This window comes from Marinibacterium sp. SX1, from assembly GCF_050389775.1.
Taxonomy (GTDB): domain Bacteria; phylum Pseudomonadota; class Alphaproteobacteria; order Rhodobacterales; family Rhodobacteraceae; genus Marinibacterium.
Genome location: NZ_CP177144.1, coordinates 2,145,108 through 2,161,301 on the forward strand (window position 1 = coordinate 2,145,108; position 16,194 = coordinate 2,161,301).

Consider the following 16,194-nt stretch of genomic DNA (forward strand, 5'->3'; position numbering starts at 1 on the left):
CCAATCTCTTGAGGCTCCCCTATACTTGTGGATAAACGTGCAGCGGCGCCTACAACGGGTGACCCCGACGCGGCAGGCAGTTTGGCGGGACGACAAGAGAAGGGGATGCGTGGATGCGGTGTCCGTTTTGCGGCAATATTGATACGCAGGTAAAGGATTCCCGGCCCGCCGAGGATCATGTGGCCATCCGGCGGCGGCGGTTCTGCCCGGCCTGCGGGGGGCGGTTCACGACCTATGAACGGGTGCAGCTGCGCGACCTGGTGGTGATCAAGTCCTCCGGAAAGCGTGAGGATTTCGACCGGCCCAAGCTGGAACGCTCGATCCGCATCTCGATGCAGAAGCGGCCGATAGAGCCCGAGCGCATCGACCAGATGATCTCGGGCATCGTGCGCCGGCTGGAAAGCATGGGCGAGACGGATATCCCGTCCAAGACCATCGGCGAGATCGTGATGGAGGCGCTGGCGCGGATCGACACCGTGGCCTACGTACGCTTTGCCTCGGTCTACAAGAATTTCCAGGCGGCCGACGATTTCGAGGATTTCGTGCACGAGCTGCGGCCCAAGGTCCCGCCCGAGGAATGACCCGCCGCCCCGCCCGGGCGTCTGCCGGGGCGGGGGCGTGTACCGGAGCCGTGCGTTCACGCGCCCGGGCCTTGAGCTTCGGGCCGGCGCGGGCGAGGATGGCGGCAAGGTGCCCCGGGAGGCCTGTGGGCGCGACGGGCAGGAAGAGGCCGGCAGATGAAGATGACCGATGAACGCTGGATGGCGCTGGCCCTGTCGCTGGGCCGGCGGGGGCAGGGCAATGCCTGGCCCAACCCGGCGGTGGGCTGTGTGCTGGTGCGCGATGGCCGGGTGGTTGGCCGCGGCTGGACCCAGCCCGGCGGGCGCCCCCATGCCGAGGCCCTGGCGCTGGCCCGGGCCGGCGAGCTGGCCCGCGGGGCCACGGCCTATGTCACGCTCGAACCCTGTTCCCACCACGGCCAGACCCCGCCCTGCGCGGCGGCGCTGATCGAGGCCGGGGTCGCCCGGGTCGTGGCGGCGGTCGAGGATTCCGACACGCGGGTCTCAGGTCGCGGCTTTGACATGCTGCGCGCGGCGGGCATCCGGGTCGAAACCGGGGTGCTGGCGGCCGAGGCCGGGCTGGACCTGTCGGGCTTTCTGCGGGTGGCCGATGGCGGCCGGCCCTTCGTGACGCTGAAACTGGCGGCCAGCTTCGACGGGCGGATTGCCACGGCGACGGGGCAGAGCCAGTGGATCACCGGGCCCGAGGCGCGGCGGCTGGTGCATGGCATGCGGGCGCGGCATGACGCGGTGATGGTCGGCGCGGGGACGGCGCGCAAGGATGACCCGTCGCTGACGGTGCGCGGTCTGGGCGTGGCCCGCCAGCCCGCGCGGGTGGTGGTGTCGCGCCGGCTGGACCTTCCGTTGCTGGGGCAACTCGCCCGCAGCGCCCAGGACGTGCCCCTGTGGATCTGTCACGGCCGCGATGCCGATCCCGAGCGGCTGGCGGCCTGGAAGGGCATCGGCGCCCGGCTGGTCGCCTGTGGCATCGCCCAGGCCCAGATCGACCCGGCCGACATGCTCGTCCAGCTGGGCCAGGCCGGGCTGACGCGGATCTTCTGCGAGGGCGGCTCGGCCCTGGCGGCGTCGTTGCTGGCGGCCGATGCGGTGGACGAGCTGGTCGGGTTCTCGGCCGGGTTCTCGATCGGGGCCGAAGGGCTGCCGGCGATCGGGGCGATGGGCCTGTCGCGCCTGTCCGAGGCCGAGCGTTTCGAGCTGGTCGAGAGCCGTCAGGTGGGCGCCGACCTGATGCACCGCTGGCGCCGGACCGAGGTCTAGGCGGGGCGGTGCCGCGCGGGGCGCATCACTGACACCACCGGATTGGACCGGGATGCATGTGAACCGGGCGCAGATGGGCCCGGCACGTCGGATGCGCCGGGACAAAGTCACGTGATGGGCTGCTAGCGTGACCGTTCAGCCGGCCATGCGGGCCAGGGTGCCATCGTTGCGCAGCAGGCGGTGATAGCCCACGGCCATGGCGATATGGCCCAGGATGACCAGCGCCAGCACCCAGCCCATCTCGCCATGCCAGGCCACGGGCACCTGGGTCCAGGCGATTTCCGCCGCGCGGGCGGGCACCAGTTCAAAGCCGAGATAGTCCAGCCCCCGAGTCCCGCCGATGGCCGACAGGATGCGCACGCCGGGCACGATGATCATCAGGGCATACAGCACCGCGTGGCCGATCCGGGCGGCGCCGGCCAGCGGGCCGGTTTCGACCGGACGGCGACCCATGTTCAACAGGCCCCAGATCCCGCGCAGCAGGACCAGCGCAAAGAGCGTCAGGCCGAGGTCGGAATGATAGCTCCAGAGCAACTCGCGCACGGGGTTCTCGCGGGGCAGGGCCCAATGGGCGGCGGCTGACAGGAACTGGGCGAGAAACAGCAGGGCCATGCCCCAATGCAGGGCGCGCGAAATGGCGCCGTAGCGCAGGGGCGTGTCGGTCAGGGGGGGCAATGTGCTACCTTTCTGATCTGGCGGTCGGTGGCGGGCACCGATGAAGGAACGTCGCGGCGGCCGGATTCCGTCGGTCGGCCTTGTGTGACTATGGCCTTAAAGGAATGCCCCCATGCAGCCCCGGTTCCGGGAGACGGGCTTGCGTGTCACGCAAGGCGCGGGGGCTTGAAACGGCGGCGGGCGTGACAGGCCGCGACCGGGCCATTGTCAGCGCCGGGATGGAACGGTCCGCGCGGCGGGCTGGTGTTTTATGGGCTGTAAATCCGTGGGCGGACAGTCCAGGCCGGACGCCCCCCACGGGCAGGGCCGTCACCGCCACACATGCGCCCATGTCGCAAAGACACCCTGCAGCTTGGACAGCCCCCGGTTGGCCAGGCCGGGGCCGGGCAAGGGCCCGTGGGCCAGGCGGTCGACGATGACTTCGACCGGGCAGGCGGTGCCGGTCACGGGGTCGAAATAGCGCGGGTAGTCGATCAGCACCGCATGGGCCAGCTCGACCAGGTCGGGCCGGGCGCCGCGCCGGGCGGGAATGCGGCCCATGTCGGTCGTCAGCCCCCAGCCGGCATAGAACGGCGCGCCCAGGGTGGTGACGGGCACCCCGCGCAGCAAGGCCTCGAAGCCCAGCAGCGATGTCATGGTCCAGACGGCCTGGACATGACCGAGCAGCGCAACGGGATCGGCCCGGGTGGCGATGACATCGGCGATGCCCGTGGCGTCGATGGCGCCGGGGCGCAGGCCGGCTTCGACATCGGGATGGGGCTTGTAGACCAGGACGGCATCGGGATGGGCGGCCCGGGCGGCGGTGAGCAGCGCCAGGTTGGTCGACACCCCGTCCGTGCCCAGGCGGATCGAGGCATCGTCTTCGACCTGGCCGGGCACCAGGATGCGATGGCCGTCTGGCAAGTCCGGCAGGTCGCCGGACAGGTTGTATTTCGACAGGCCGGCCTCGGTCAGCGCGCGGATCAGGCGCTCGGCCCGCAGGCGCTGGTCGCGGCGCAGCCGGCCGGCGGCGGCCAGGATGTGGTCTTCGAGCCGCGACGGGCGGGTTGGGTCGTAGTAGATGCCCTGGTCGTCGGTGACCAGCGACAGGGGCGGCACAAGGGCGGCGCCCAGCCCGCGCGAGCGCAGGAAGCCGTCTTCGACATGGGTGGCACCGCTGGTCGCCGCATCCGCCTTGCCGGCCCAGACCATGCGCGCGCGGCCGGTCCGTTCGGCGATGCTGCGGGCGCGGTCGGGATCGTCTTCGAAGATGATGCGCCGGGGCCGGCCAAAGACCTTTTGCAGGGGCGCGCGTTTCCACAGGCGCATGCCCGAGGCGACCCAGCCGTGCCGGTCGGCCCGCCAGGCGGCGCTGCGCGATTCGAGGATGGCAAGCAGGTCCTCGATCTCGCACAGGGCGTCGCGGTGGGGGTCGTACCAGCGGGGATAGAGGATCATCGCCGCGGCAAAGAGCTGGGCCCGGGTGAGCCGGCGGCGGCGGCGGGGCAGGGGGTCTTCCTCGGCGGTCAGGTCCCAGCCGGCATAGAAAGGCTGGCCAAAGACGCGCGGGCGGTGGCCGGCGAGAATGGCCTCGAACCCCATCTGCGACGACAGGGTATAGACGGCAATGGCCCCGTCGAGCAGGGGCCAGGGGCTGGTGTTCGCGGTGTGCAGCGAGACGGGCCCGCCGGCATCCTCGGGACCGTAATGGCCCGGGCGCAGGCCGCGGGCGGTTTCGGGATGGGTCTTGATGAGGATCGGCGCGTGGGGGTGTTCCTCGCGGGCGACAAAGAGCATTTCCAGGAAGCGGGCGCGGTCGCCCCGCGAGGCGGAGACCGATGCATCGCCCCGGGTCTGGTCGATGACCAGCACATAGCCCGGGGGCGGGACATCTCCGGCGGGATCGGTGGCGGCATATTTCGACAGGTGGCCGGCCCGGATGCGCGCGATGGCATCGCGGGCGCGGTCGAGCAGGGCGGTGTCGTCCAGCGGATGGCTGGCCAGCAGGGTTTCCAGGTCGGACGGGCGCGACGGGTCGAAATGCAGGCCGGAATGGTCGATGAGCAGGCCGAGCGGCGGCTCGCCGGTGCGGCCGGGGTGCAGCGAGCGCAGGAAGGCGTCTTCGACGGTGGTGACGGGCACGCCGCGCCGGGCGGCGATGGCGCGGCCGCGATGAGCCGTAGGCGAGGCGCCCCATGTGACCACGCCGTCGCCCGGGCCGGGCAGGCCCGGGGGCAGGGCATGGCCCGAGAGGGCCAGGATGCGGCGGATCCTGCGATTGGTGAAGAACCCGCCGTTATAGGCATAAAGGCGTGACGGCGGGCCGTCGCCCATCGGCTTAGCCGCCCGCGATGGTCTGGACGTTGGCGATGGGGGTCAGCGAGCCCGAGATCAGGCTGATCGTCTTGGTCCACTGGGCATAGGGCGCTTCGGTGACATAAAGCGTGTCATCGTCGCGGATGACGAAATCGCGGGCTTCGAACATGCCGTTGGGTTCGGTCAGGTTGAGCACGTAGATCATGCGCTGCGCACCGACCAGGTCGTTGCGGCCCAGCACGATATTGGCGATTTCGGGCGGTTCGTTGCGGAAGATGAACACGCCGGTCGGGTCGGACGAGGTCGACACCAGCCCGCCGACCTGGGCGATGGCTTCGAGTGCCGAAAGATCCTTGGTCTCGAACTGGACACGGGCCTGCGACCGGGTGGCGCCCAGGACCGAAAAGGCCCGGGTATCGGGTTCGACCAGGATCTGGTCGCCGCCACGCAGGGCGATGTCGAGTTCGGGATAATCGTAGAGGTCCTGGAACCAGATCTGGCCGGTCTGGCCGCCGCGCTTGACGGTGATCTGGGCGATCTCGGGTTCGATGGTCACCCCGCCGGCCTGGGCCAGCATGGTGGCCAGCGTGCGCGTGGGCCGTTCGATCGGATAGATGCCCTGGCCGCCAACCGAGCCGACCAGCGACACGGTCGAGCCGTCACCGGCCAGGCGGCGGACCTGGACCTGGGGATCGGGCGTCTGGTCCTGCAGCTTTTCGGTGATCATCTGGCGCAGCCGTTCGGGCGAATTGCCCGAGGCCTTGAGCCGGCCGGCATAGGGCACAAAGATGAAACCCTGGCCGTCGACCTGGACCTCGTCGAGGATCGTCGAGTTCAGACCGTCGCTGGCCAGCAGCCCGTCATCGACGTTTTCCCAGATCGTCAGGCCCAGCGTATCGCCCGGCTGGATCGTGTCCGACCCAAGGATGCCGGCGTTCTGGAACGATTCGGTAAAGCCCAGGGCCGGGGCCACGGCGGTGGCCCGGGTGACGCGTTCGTTCACGTCGACGATAAAGGCATCGCCCTCGCGCTGCACCGAACCCTTGAAGATCTGCGACTTGTTCGGGCCGACCTGAGGCAATCCGCAGGACGACAAGAGGGCGCCTGCTGCCAGCATGGCAGCCGTCAGCGCCCGTCGGACGGTGGGGGTGGTCACTGCTCGGTCTCCTCGACCTTGTTCTTATGCCTCGGTCCCAGGCTGGTTGTCGCGCCTGAGCTTTTTGCAGCAAGGTATCGAAATCCCGTTGAAATATCCAGTGCCACGCGCCGGGGCGGTCAGGTCACCAGCCGCAACTGTTGCCGCGGCGCCGCTGTGCCGGATTTCAGCGCGTCATAGGGGTCTTCGGGGCCGAGCATCATGTCGACGACCTGGCGCAGCAGCTGGCGGCGCCCGCGGGCCGAGTAATAGCCGCCGGGAAGCTGGCTGGTTTCAAGCAGATAGCGGCGATAATCCTTGTAGGCCCGGGTGTCGGGCCGCGAGGCCGAGCCGAAGAAGGCGGCCAGGGGCTGCGACGAGACGAACTCGGGCTTGGCATAGACGGCCTTGCCGAAGACCCTGAGCGGAATGCCGCGCCAGAGCACCTGCTGGCCGGCGGTGGAATTGACCGTCACGGCAGTGCGGGCATCGTTGAGCAGCTGGGCCAGCTTGCCACCGCGCACGTAATGCACCCGCCCGGCGATGCCGTGGCGGTCGGCCAGCTCCCGCACCAGCCGGCGGATCGGCACCCGGCCGTCTTCCAGCGGATGGGCCTTGACGACCAGGTGGTGATGGCGCGGTGCCCCGGCGGCAAAGCCTTCGATGACCTCTTCAAGGAATTCCGACATCGAGGTGAAGGGCGAGTGTTCCTGGAACGAGCTGTCGTGTTCGAGCTGGAGCAGGGCCAGGTGGTAGGGAAAGCCGCCCCGGCGGATGCGCCACGTGGCCGCCCGGCGGTCGGCGGCATGGGCGGGGATCAACAGGAAGCGTTGCAGGTAGAGCTGGAATTCGCGGGTGACGGGCAGGGCGCGGTGCGGGCGGAAATTGCGGTAGTCGCCGTTCCGGAACATGACGAACCAATGGTAGAGCGCGCCGTAGAACATGTGCTCGCGCATGTCGCCCCAATGGGCCGGGGGCAGGGGAGCTTCCATGTCGGACCGGGCCAGGGCCGCCTGCATATCGGCGACCGACATGTCGATCAGCCGGGAATTGCCGTTCGACCCGCCGCGTTCATAGGTCACCCAATAGGGCCGCATGTAGCCTTCTTCGAAGACATGCACCGTCAGGCCGCGGGCGCGGGCGATGCGCACGGCCTGGGCATGGACCGGCCGGGTGTCGCCATAGAGCACGATATCGGTGATGCCGCGGGCGTCGAGCAGGGCGGTGAAGCTGGCGGCCCAATCCTCGGGCGTGCCGCGATAGGGGATATAGCTGGCGCGGTCGAACCAGAAGGCCCGGTCGCCGGCATTGAACCCGACCCGCCAGGTGGCGCAGCCGGCGGCGCGCAGCATCTTGCCCAGCTGGTGGAAGAAGGGCCCGTGGGGGCCCTGCAGGAACAGGAAGATCCGCGATGTCGGGTTCGGGTTGTACATCGGTGTCTCGCGCATGACGGGGCGTCACGGCAGCAGTATAATGCACCTGTGGACAAAGTAAGGCCAAAAGGTGTCGATCGTCCTGCCGGGCCTTGTGGAGCGGGCCGGGGCGGTCTAGCCCTTGGGGGAACCGGCATCCGGTCGGCCCCGGGGTGGGGCCGGCGCGCGGGCCGCGGACCGAATCGGGCGCAGGGGGTATCCAGGCAGGGTATCCAGGGCGCATCGGACGCGGAGCGCGACCCCGGCCCGGGCGGAACATCGCAGCATGGCTGCAGGAAGATTGGGGAAGACACATGTTCACCGGCATCGTCACCGACATCGGCACCGTGACCGCCCTGGAGCAGGGCGGCGACCTGACCGCGCGGATTGCCACGGCCTATGACACGGGCGGCATCGACATCGGGGCGTCGATCTCTTCGGACGGGGTCTGCCTGACCGTCGTGGCCCTGGGCCCGGATTGGTACGAGGTGCAGGTCTCGGCCGAGACGGTGAGCAAGACCAACCTGGGCGCCTGGGCCGTGGGCCGGCGGGTCAACCTGGAACGCGCGCTGAAGGTGGGCGACGAACTGGGCGGCCATATCGTGTCGGGCCATGTGGACGGCGTGGCCGAGGTGGTGTCGATCGAGGACGAGGGGGACAGCACGCGGATCGCTTTCCGCGCGCCCGAGCCGCTGGCGAAGTTCATCGCGCCCAAGGGGTCGGTGGCGCTGAACGGCACGTCGCTGACGGTCAACGACGTGCAGGGCGCGATTTTCGGCATCAATGTCATCCCGCATACCAAGCAGGTGACAACCTGGGGCGACGTGGCCGTGGGCGACGCGATCAACCTGGAGATCGACACGCTGGCGCGCTACGTGGCGCGGCTGGCCGAGGCGGGGGCTGAATGATGGCGACGGACAGGGAAAAGACCGTGGGCAAGACCGGCGGGCTGGCCGGGATCGGCCACAACCAGGGGCCGGCGATGGACCGGGGCGTGACCTGGCGGACCTACCAGTGGAAGAAGGCCCGCCAGGAGCTGATGCCCAAGACGATCCCGCTCTTCGTGGTCAAGATGCGGGTGCGGCGGGCGGCCGAGCTGGGCATGGATTACGCGACCTATGCCAAATGCCGGCAGGCGACGGGCCATGACATCCTGGCGCTGCTGTTCTCGTCGAACGCGCTGCGGGTGATCGGGCCGGGCGCCGAGATGCCCGATGCCGAGGCGCGCGCGCTGGAACAGGTCCGGGCGGCGAAGAAACTGACCCTGGTGCACCGGCCGAAGGAACCCGGAGCGGTGTTGCAGGCCAACCCGGTGCTGGACGCGGCCGGCGCGGCGCCGCGGTTCACCGACAGCTGGGCGCAGATGCGCGACCAGGTCCGGGGCTTTATCCGCGCGCAGGCGCTGCCGGCGCGGCAGGTGCTGATCATCGGGGATGCGCCGCTGGAGGCCGAGTGGAGCACGGCGGCCCAGGCCTGTGGCTATCTGCCGTCGGCCGAGTATTTCACCCACCAGTGATCCGGCGCCCCTGCCCGGACGGGGCGGGGGATGGCCGATGGCCGGCCGGATATTTGAGAAGAGAAAGAAGCAGGGGCGCGGCGCGGATGAGGCGGCCGCGCCCCTGTCATGTGTGGCGGGATGTTTGGCCTGACAGGTCGCGGACGGCCGGGATGGGCGCAGGGGCACAGGAACGGTGCGTCCCGGCCACTGGTCATCCGCGTCCCGAGAGGGTATCTGCTGGGGCGATTGGTGAAAGGCATGCCCATGAGCTTTGAGACCCCGGGTCCTGTGGAACAGGATTGGCGCGACGCGATCTCCTCGATCGAGGAGATCATCGAAGATGCCCGCAACGGGCGGATGTTCATCCTGGTGGACCACGAGGATCGCGAGAACGAAGGCGACCTGGTCATTCCCGCCCAGATGGCCACGCCCGAGGCCATCAACTTCATGGCCACCCATGGCCGCGGGCTGATCTGCCTGTCGCTGCCCGGCGAGCGGATCGACGCGCTGGGGCTGGGGCTGATGTCGACGAACAATTCCTCGCGCCACGAGACGGCCTTTACCGTGTCGATCGAGGCCCGCGAGGGCGTGTCGACGGGCATTTCGGCCCATGACCGGGCGCGGACCGTGGCCGTGGCCATCGACGCGGGCAAGGGCCCGGCCGATATCGCCACGCCGGGCCATGTCTTTCCGCTGCGCGCGCGCGATGGCGGCGTGCTGGTGCGGGCCGGCCATACCGAGGCGGCGGTCGACATTTCGCGGCTGGCCGGGCTGAACCCTTCGGGCGTGATCTGCGAGATCATGAACGAGGACGGCACCATGGCCCGTCTGCCCGACCTGATCGCCTTTGCCCAGAAACACGGGCTGAAGATCGGCACGATTTCCGACCTGATTGCCTATCGCCGCAAGAACGACAACCTGGTCCGCCTGTCGGAGCGCAAGACCATCGAAAGCGCCCATGGCGGCCAGTGGGACCTGCGCATCTTCACCGACCAGACCAAGGGCGCCGAGCATATCGCGCTGGTCATGGGCGACATTACCACCGAGGAACCGGTGCCCGTGCGGATGCATGTGCTGGACCCGATGCGCGACATCGTCGGGGTCTGCGGGGCCGAGAGGGCCAGCGAGTTCGCCGATGCCATGGCCACGATTGCCGAGGAAGGCCGGGGCGTTGTCGTCCTGCTGCGCGACCTGACCATGAAGCTGGCCGACCAGAGCGACGTGTCGCCCCAGACGCTGCGCCAATACGGGCTGGGCGCCCAGATCCTGACCTCGCTGGGCCTGTCGAAAATGGTCCTGCTGACCAATTCGCCGGCGCCCAATGTCGTCGGCCTCGAAGCCTACGGGCTGGAAATCACGGGCACGCGCCCCATCGCAAAGGACTGACCGCCATGGCCGGATCGGAAACCCATTACACCCTGCCGCGCCCGTCCTTCGACGAGGCGCCCCGGGTGCTGATCGTCGTGGCGCCCTATTACAAGGACATCGCCGACAACCTCATCGCCGGCGCCCGGGCCGAGATCGAGGCCGCGGGCGGCACGGCCGAGCTGGCCGAAGTGCCCGGCGCGCTGGAAATCCCCACGGCCATCGGCATGGCCGCGCGGCTGTGCGACTATGACGCCTATGTCGCCCTGGGCTGCGTGATCCGCGGCGAGACAACCCATTACGACACGGTCTGCAACGACAGCAGCCGGGCGATCCAGCTGATGGGCCTGCAGGGCCTGTGCATCGGCAACGGCATCCTGACCGTCGAAAACCGCGACCAGGCCGTGGTGCGGGCCGATCCGGCCGACCAGAACAAGGGCGGCGGCGCGGCGGCTGCGGCCTTGCATCTTCTGGCGTTGAGCCGTAAGTGGGGCGATCGCTCCAAGGGTGTCGGCTTCAAGATGTCCGCGGGCGATTTCCTTTCTTCCGACCGCTGAGATCCGATCCGTCCGATGAGTGCAGATACCCCCGCCATTTCCGGCAACCAGAAGCGCAAGATGAAATCCGCCGCCCGGCTTTATGCCGTGCAAGCCCTGTTCCAGATGGAGCATTCCGGGCAATCGACCCGGCAGGTGGTCAAGGAATTCCTCGATTACCGATTCGGCGCGACCTATGACGGGGACGAGCTGATGGAAGGCGATGCAGACCTCTTCCGCCGGACGATCGAAGATGCGGTCAATTTCCAGGCGAGCATCGACCAGATGACCGACCGGGCGCTGGTGGCCAAGTGGCCGATCGGGCGGATCGACCCGACGCTGCGCGGGCTGTTCCGGGCCGCCGGGGCCGAGCTGAGCCAGGCCGACACGCCGCCCAAGGTGGTGATCAGCGAATATGTCGACATTGCCCGGGCGTTCTTTCCCGAGGGCAAGGAAGCCAGTTTCGTGAACGCGGTGCTGGACCACATGGCGCGCGAGGCCCGGCCCGAGGCGTTCTGAAGCCGCCGGCCCGGGGGGCGGTTGGGGCACGCGGGGGCCGTATCGGGGGAAAATCCCGACGCGCCCCGGCTTGGCCCGCGTTTCTGCCGAAATGTCATCGAAAATTCAGCGCATCGCGCCGCCGGGCGCCTGCCCGGCAGGCAGGGGCGGAGCGTCGGGCGGCGGTATATGGCCGCGCCCGGGCGGTCGGGGCTGGACCATGGCCGCAGGCGTGCTACCCTTGCCGGATCAGAGGGGAAAGCATCATGCCTGAACTGATCAAGACCTACCTTCGTCAATGCGCCATCGGCTTCGGCATCGCCGCGGTCTTCGTGACCCTGCTGCTGGGGTTCAACGTCGCCAACCTGCGCGGGCTGATCTTCGGCTCGGACATCGGCCTGCTGGCGCTGTTCATGCTGTGGTTCTTCAACGGCATCGTCTTTGCCGGGGTGCAGTTCGGCATCTACGTCATGTCCATGGCCGAACGCGACGACAACGGCCGGGGCATGGGCATTCCCGATTACCTGCCGGTCCGCGTCCGGGCCGAGCGGGCGCGCACGCCGCTGAACCGCGCGATGCAGCGCCGCGATCGCTGACACTGGCGCGCCCCGCCGTGAGGTGGGGCAAGCGCCGGCCCGCGACATGGCCCGACCTCGGGCGTATGTCGGCCGGATGCGGCGCATGGGACCCCAATGAAGACCCTCCTGTTTTTCGTGATCTACCTGGGCAACCTGGTGGTCGCCCCGCTGGGCCCCTGGGTGCTGGCCCTGTTCGGCGCGGTGATTCTGGCCGATCTGCGGCTGGGCCGCGATGACCGGGCGGCGCGGGTCTTTGGCCAGCTTCAGGTGCTGGGCCTGGTGATCGGATGGTTCTTCACGACCTTTACCTTCCGCCACATGGACGTGGCCGGGCCTTGGGCCTGGGCGCTTGTCGTGGGGCTGTGGGCGGTGGCCGTTGTCCTGTTTCACGCCTGGTGGCTCTGGACGCGGCGCCGGGTTCTGGCCACAGGTTGAGGCTGCTGCACCGTCCGGCAGGTTCGGTCAGGCCAAGGCGTCGACCACGTGATGCCGGCCACGCCTGCGTCAGGCCAGCGCGGTCAAGCGGGTGCGACCGGGAAAGCGTGATCAGGCACAAGCGGGCCAACATCATCAGGCCAAAATGATCGGAAAAGTGCGACGGGGGACCACCACAACCGTGCGGTTCTCTCATTCCCGAGGACCTGTATATACAGGTGGGCACCAGGTAACTAGACCAGGGCCTAGACAGAGCCAGCTCCCTCGGAATTGCTTAAGGCCACCGGAATGTACCCGTCCACAAGAAGGGCAGACCCCGTCGCCGGATGAACCTAGTGTCGCGACGGCCCGGGAACAAGCCCCCCGGGGTGGTTGATTTTGTTCTCGTTTCGTTCATAATTGCCCCATGGACCAGCCCGCCGCCTTCGATCCCGCCCCGACCCCGCTGATGCCGGGCCAGCTGCTGGCCCGCGGGGTCTGCCGCCACCTGGCCAGCCTGGGGCTTGTGACGGTCGAAGAGCTGGTGCCCACGCGCGGGCTGCGGGTGGACGTGATGGCGCTGGGGGCGAAGGGCGAGATCTGGGTGATCGAATGCAAATCCTCGCGCGCCGATTACATGAGCGACGGCAAGTGGCAGGGCTACCTGGAATGGTGCGACCGGTTCTTCTGGGCGGTCGACCAGGATTTCCCGACCGAGCTTCTGCCCGAGGGCACCGGGCTGATCATCGCCGATCAATATGATGCCGAGATCATCCGCATGGGTCCCGAAACCAGGCTGGCCCCGGCGCGGCGCAAGGTCATGATCCAGAAGTTCGCCACCCATGCCGCGCGGCGGCTGCAGGCCTTGCGCGATCCCGACATGGGGCTGGCCGGGTTCTGACAGGCCAGCCGATGACGGCTCCGGGGCGGTCCTGTCGTTTCAAACCGTGCCGGCATTGGCCCGGCACATGGCCGGGCCGGGGGTCAGCGCTTAACGCCCTCGGCGGCTGCCGCGGCGGCCAGGATCTCTTCGGCGATCTCGCGGGCCTCGTCGGGTTCGAAATCCATCGGGATCTCGACGCCGGGGGCTTCGATGAAAAGCCGGACCATGCCCTGGTCGGTCGGGCCGATCTGCAGGTTGGCTTCGATGTCGCGTTCGGTGTTGATGCCCATGATGGCCTCCGTCGGATGACGGGACTGGCTAGCGGCTTCCGGCTTGAAACGCAAGCCGATCCGGGCTTGGCTGGCCGGATGGACAGCGAGACGGACAGGACGGCCGAGATCGTGATCCGCGACATCCGCCCGGGCGACGTGCCCTGGCTGGTCGCGCGTCACCAGGCGCTTTATGCGCGCGACGAGGGATTCGACGACAGCTTCGGCCGGCTGGTCGCCGAGATCCTGGCCGATTTCATGGCCGGCCACGATGCGACCCGCGAGGCCGGCTGGATTGCCGAACGGGGCGGGCAGAGGCTGGGCAGCATCTTTTGCGTGCGGCTGGACGATCGGACGGCCAAGCTGCGCCTGTTCCTGCTGGTGCCCGAGGCCCGGGGCCACGGGCTGGGCCGCCGCCTTCTGCGCCACTGCATGGGATTCGCCCGGTCGGCGGGCTATGCGGGCATGCAGCTCTGGACCCATGAAAGCCACCGGGCGGCCTGCGCGCTCTATCGCGCGGAAGGCTGGCAGCTGGTCGACAGCCGGCCGGTGACCAGCTTTGGCGTGCCGCTGGTCGAACAGACCTGGCGGATGTCATTTTAACCCGGGAATCGACTTGCAAAGGATCCCGGCCTTGGGTACACGACCCGCCAGTGCCGCCTTAGCTCAGTTGGTTAGAGCGCTGGATTGTGGATCCAGAGGTCCCCCGTTCAAGCCGGGGAGGCGGTACCATCTTCTCAAGATTGCTGTTGAACAGGCCGCAGGACATGTGGGCCGATGGGCTGTGAGCGCGGCAGATTGCGGCGGCGCGCGGCCTGTCACGCGAACCCGGGCCGTGCAGAGAATCAGGCCGTTACCAGTCGGGATTGCTGGGCCTGCACCGGGCATCAAGCCGGGGGCGAACAGGTGTTGTTGGCAGGAACAGGGCATGACATGTCGTCGAGCCCACCCCCGTCATGGGGGCAGGGCGTTGGAGTCCAAGAATAATTGCAAGGCTGCCGGCCCCAACTCACGCCCGCGCAAAACCGCAGCGCCTGGCTAAGGATGTCCGCGCAGGCCGGGGTGGTGGCCCATCACTCGATGTCGATGGTGCGCCGCAGAGTCTCGCCGGTGGCATCGAAGATGAACAGCCGGTTGTCCTCACCCAGTACGATCAGCGCATCGCGGCCATAGGTCACGGCCTGTGGCCGGGCGCCATCGGGCAGGGTGATCGTGTCGGGCAGGGGCAGCACGACCGGATCAGGAGAGCGGATGACAATCGCGCCCACGAGGATTACAAGCCCGCCGATCATCACCGCTGTCAGCACGGTCACAAGCCGGCGCAGGAAGCGCAGGCTGGGCGGTTCGACGAAGTCGTCTTCGGACGCAGGAGGTTCCATGGGCGCGCGTATCGTCTCTTTCATCCTGGCGGACAACCCGCCGCCGCGCCTTGATAAGGCGCTTTCGCGCGATGTGCCAGAGAGCGCGGCGCTGTCGCGCACGCGGCTGGCCCGGCTGATCGGCGATGGCGCCGTGGCCGTCGATGGCCAGGTGGTGACCGATCCGCGGGCGCGGGTTGCCGGCGGGGCCGACATCACGATCACCGTCGAAGAGGCCGAGGACAGCCATATCGGCCCCGAGGACATCCCCCTGGCCATCGTCCACGAGGATGACGACCTGATCGTCGTCGACAAGCCCGCGGGCATGGTCGTGCACCCGGCGCCGGGCACGCCGTCGGGCACGCTGGTCAATGCCCTGCTGGCCCATTGCGGTGACCGGCTGTCGGGTGTGGGAGGCGTGCGCCGGCCGGGCATCGTGCACCGGATTGACAAGGAGACCTCGGGCCTGCTGGTCGTGGCCAAGAGCGATGCGGCCCATCACGGGCTGGCCGCGCAATTTGCGGCCCATACTGCTGAACGGGCCTACATGGCCTTGGTTTATGGGGTGCCCGATGCGGCCGACCCGCGGCTGCGCGGGGTGCGCGGGGCCAGTTTCGAGCCGGGCAACGTGCTGAAGATCACCACCGGGCTGGACCGACACCGGACCGACCGCCAGAAACAGGCCGTGCGCTTTGACGGCGGGCGCCATGCGGTGACCCGGGCACGGGTGATGGACACCTTCGGGACGCCGCCCTGCCTGGCGCTCGTGGAATGCCGGCTGGAGACCGGGCGGACCCACCAGATCCGCGTGCACATGGCCCATGCCGGGCACGGGCTGGTCGGCGATCCGGTCTATGGCGGGGCCCGCCGGCTGCCGGGCAAGGCGCTGCCCGAGGCGGCGGCGGGGGCGGTGCGCGGCTTTGCGCGCCAGGCGCTGCATGCGGCCGTCCTGGGTTTCGAACACCCGGTCAGCGGCGAGATGCTGCGGTTCGAGGCCCCGCTGCCCGAGGATTTCGACACGCTGCTGGGGGTGTTGCGCGGCGCCCCGTAGGATGGGTGCAAGCACCCATCCTACCGCTATTTCAACTGGCTGTCCTTCGAGCCCCGGCGGTTGATCCCGCCCCGGGCGCGATAGGCCGCGTCGCGATCCTGCTGGCAATCGAGGCACAGCTTGACCCCCGGCCGGGCCAGGCGCCGGGCCTCGGGGATCTCTTCCTCGCATTCGGCGCAATGGGTCAGGCTGTCGCCGACCGGCTGACGCGCGGCCTTCATCCGCGCCAGCTCATCCGAGATCGACGCCTCGATCTGTTCGTTCACCGCCCCGTCGCGGGACCATCCTCCGGCCATCGGATACCCCTTTCCTGCATCGCCCGTTCCAGCGCCCCTGCGCGGCCCGCGGATCGGAACAGGCTACGCCCGGCCCGCGCCCTTGGCAACGCC

General features: G+C 68.8%; 19 protein-coding genes, 1 tRNA gene and 1 other RNA gene. 13 read left to right on the forward strand and 8 right to left on the reverse strand.

All coding sequences use genetic code 11. The annotated features are described in order from the left end of the window. Positions 1–113 precede the first annotated feature (113 nt). Together nrdR and ribD are read left to right on the forward strand one after the other, a co-directional pair. Entirely contained in the window at positions 114–581 is a 468-nt protein-coding gene (gene nrdR, locus ACK3BB_RS09500; protein ID WP_428928475.1) for a transcriptional regulator NrdR, read from the forward strand. A 156-nt stretch (positions 582–737) separates the two neighbouring features. Beyond that, positions 738–1,838 carry a bifunctional diaminohydroxyphosphoribosylaminopyrimidine deaminase/5-amino-6-(5-phosphoribosylamino)uracil reductase RibD gene (gene ribD / locus ACK3BB_RS09505; protein WP_428928476.1) on the forward strand — a complete coding sequence of 367 codons (1,101 nt, stop codon included), beginning with the start codon at positions 738–740 and terminating at the stop codon, positions 1,836–1,838. 135 nt (positions 1,839–1,973) lie between these two features. Here ribD and ACK3BB_RS09510 read toward each other — a convergent pair whose 3' ends face one another. The 4 genes from ACK3BB_RS09510 to ACK3BB_RS09525 all read right to left on the reverse strand — a co-directional run bounded on the left by ACK3BB_RS09510 (position 1,974) and on the right by ACK3BB_RS09525 (position 7,391). Next, positions 1,974–2,513, reverse strand: coding sequence for a cytochrome b (locus ACK3BB_RS09510; RefSeq protein WP_428928477.1), 540 nt, complete (start codon positions 2,511–2,513; stop codon positions 1,974–1,976). Positions 2,514–2,822: 309 nt separating this feature from the next. Then, positions 2,823–4,826, reverse strand: a complete 2,004-nt coding sequence (locus ACK3BB_RS09515; RefSeq protein WP_428928478.1) for a capsular polysaccharide biosynthesis protein — start codon at positions 4,824–4,826, stop codon at positions 2,823–2,825. Positions 4,827–4,830: 4 nt separating this feature from the next. Beyond that, positions 4,831–5,925, reverse strand: a complete 1,095-nt coding sequence (locus ACK3BB_RS09520; protein WP_428928711.1) for a polysaccharide biosynthesis/export family protein — start codon at positions 5,923–5,925, stop codon at positions 4,831–4,833. A gap of 158 nt (positions 5,926–6,083) precedes the next feature. After that, complete coding sequence (locus tag ACK3BB_RS09525) at positions 6,084–7,391, reverse strand: capsule biosynthesis protein (RefSeq protein ID WP_428928479.1); 1,308 nt, start codon at positions 7,389–7,391, stop codon at positions 6,084–6,086. A 278-nt stretch (positions 7,392–7,669) separates the two neighbouring features. Between ACK3BB_RS09525 and ACK3BB_RS09530 the strand changes: the two genes are divergently transcribed. From ACK3BB_RS09530 to ACK3BB_RS09560, 7 genes are all read left to right on the forward strand, one after another. Continuing rightward, entirely contained in the window at positions 7,670–8,263 is a 594-nt protein-coding gene (locus ACK3BB_RS09530) for a riboflavin synthase (RefSeq protein WP_428928480.1), read from the forward strand. Then, positions 8,263–8,871, forward strand: a complete 609-nt coding sequence (locus ACK3BB_RS09535; RefSeq protein WP_428928481.1) for a hypothetical protein — start codon at positions 8,263–8,265, stop codon at positions 8,869–8,871. The genes ACK3BB_RS09530 and ACK3BB_RS09535 overlap by 1 nt, the downstream gene beginning before the upstream one ends. A gap of 240 nt (positions 8,872–9,111) precedes the next feature. Beyond that, positions 9,112–10,239, forward strand: coding sequence for a 3,4-dihydroxy-2-butanone-4-phosphate synthase (gene ribB / locus ACK3BB_RS09540; RefSeq protein WP_428928482.1), 1,128 nt, complete (start codon positions 9,112–9,114; stop codon positions 10,237–10,239). Between the two features lie 5 nt (positions 10,240–10,244). Continuing rightward, entirely contained in the window at positions 10,245–10,775 is a 531-nt protein-coding gene (locus ACK3BB_RS09545; RefSeq protein WP_428928483.1) for a 6,7-dimethyl-8-ribityllumazine synthase, read from the forward strand. 15 nt (positions 10,776–10,790) lie between these two features. After that, positions 10,791–11,273, forward strand: a complete 483-nt coding sequence (gene nusB, locus ACK3BB_RS09550) for a transcription antitermination factor NusB (protein WP_428928484.1) — start codon at positions 10,791–10,793, stop codon at positions 11,271–11,273. A gap of 245 nt (positions 11,274–11,518) precedes the next feature. Continuing rightward, on the forward strand, positions 11,519–11,848 hold the full coding sequence (locus ACK3BB_RS09555) for a hypothetical protein (protein ID WP_428928485.1): 330 nt from the start codon (positions 11,519–11,521) through the stop codon (positions 11,846–11,848). 96 nt (positions 11,849–11,944) lie between these two features. After that, a complete protein-coding gene (locus tag ACK3BB_RS09560) occupies positions 11,945–12,265 on the forward strand; it encodes a hypothetical protein (protein WP_428928486.1) in 321 nt (106 codons plus the stop codon). 163 nt (positions 12,266–12,428) lie between these two features. On the opposite strand, the gene ssrS is transcribed toward ACK3BB_RS09560, so the two are convergent. Beyond that, positions 12,429–12,584, reverse strand: a non-coding RNA gene (ssrS, locus tag ACK3BB_RS09565) — 6S RNA. An 87-nt stretch (positions 12,585–12,671) separates the two neighbouring features. On the opposite strand from ssrS, the gene ACK3BB_RS09570 reads away from it, so the two are divergent. Beyond that, positions 12,672–13,145, forward strand: coding sequence for an MmcB family DNA repair protein (locus tag ACK3BB_RS09570; RefSeq protein WP_428928487.1), 474 nt, complete (start codon positions 12,672–12,674; stop codon positions 13,143–13,145). Between the two features lie 83 nt (positions 13,146–13,228). Here ACK3BB_RS09570 and ACK3BB_RS09575 read toward each other — a convergent pair whose 3' ends face one another. Further along, entirely contained in the window at positions 13,229–13,417 is a 189-nt protein-coding gene (locus tag ACK3BB_RS09575; RefSeq protein ID WP_428928488.1) for a DUF6324 family protein, read from the reverse strand. A 78-nt stretch (positions 13,418–13,495) separates the two neighbouring features. Here ACK3BB_RS09575 and ACK3BB_RS09580 point away from each other — a divergent pair, with 78 nt between their 5' ends. Next, a complete protein-coding gene (locus tag ACK3BB_RS09580; protein WP_428928489.1) occupies positions 13,496–13,999 on the forward strand; it encodes an N-acetyltransferase family protein in 504 nt (167 codons plus the stop codon). Between the two features lie 52 nt (positions 14,000–14,051). Then, a tRNA-His gene (locus tag ACK3BB_RS09585) sits at positions 14,052–14,128 on the forward strand. A gap of 341 nt (positions 14,129–14,469) precedes the next feature. On the opposite strand, the gene ACK3BB_RS09590 is transcribed toward ACK3BB_RS09585, so the two are convergent. Further along, positions 14,470–14,775 carry a DUF6476 family protein gene (locus tag ACK3BB_RS09590; RefSeq protein ID WP_428928490.1) on the reverse strand — a complete coding sequence of 102 codons (306 nt, stop codon included), beginning with the start codon at positions 14,773–14,775 and terminating at the stop codon, positions 14,470–14,472. Between ACK3BB_RS09590 and ACK3BB_RS09595 the strand changes: the two genes are divergently transcribed. Continuing rightward, positions 14,774–15,805 (forward strand): RluA family pseudouridine synthase, encoded by a 1,032-nt coding sequence (locus ACK3BB_RS09595; protein WP_428928491.1) that lies wholly within the window; start codon positions 14,774–14,776, stop codon positions 15,803–15,805. The genes ACK3BB_RS09590 and ACK3BB_RS09595 overlap by 2 nt on opposite strands. Positions 15,806–15,831: 26 nt before the next feature. Here ACK3BB_RS09595 and ACK3BB_RS09600 read toward each other — a convergent pair whose 3' ends face one another. Further along, positions 15,832–16,101: a DksA/TraR family C4-type zinc finger protein gene (locus tag ACK3BB_RS09600; RefSeq protein WP_428928492.1), complete on the reverse strand. Its 270-nt coding sequence runs from the start codon at positions 16,099–16,101 to the stop codon at positions 15,832–15,834. Positions 16,102–16,194: the final 93 nt, after the last annotated feature.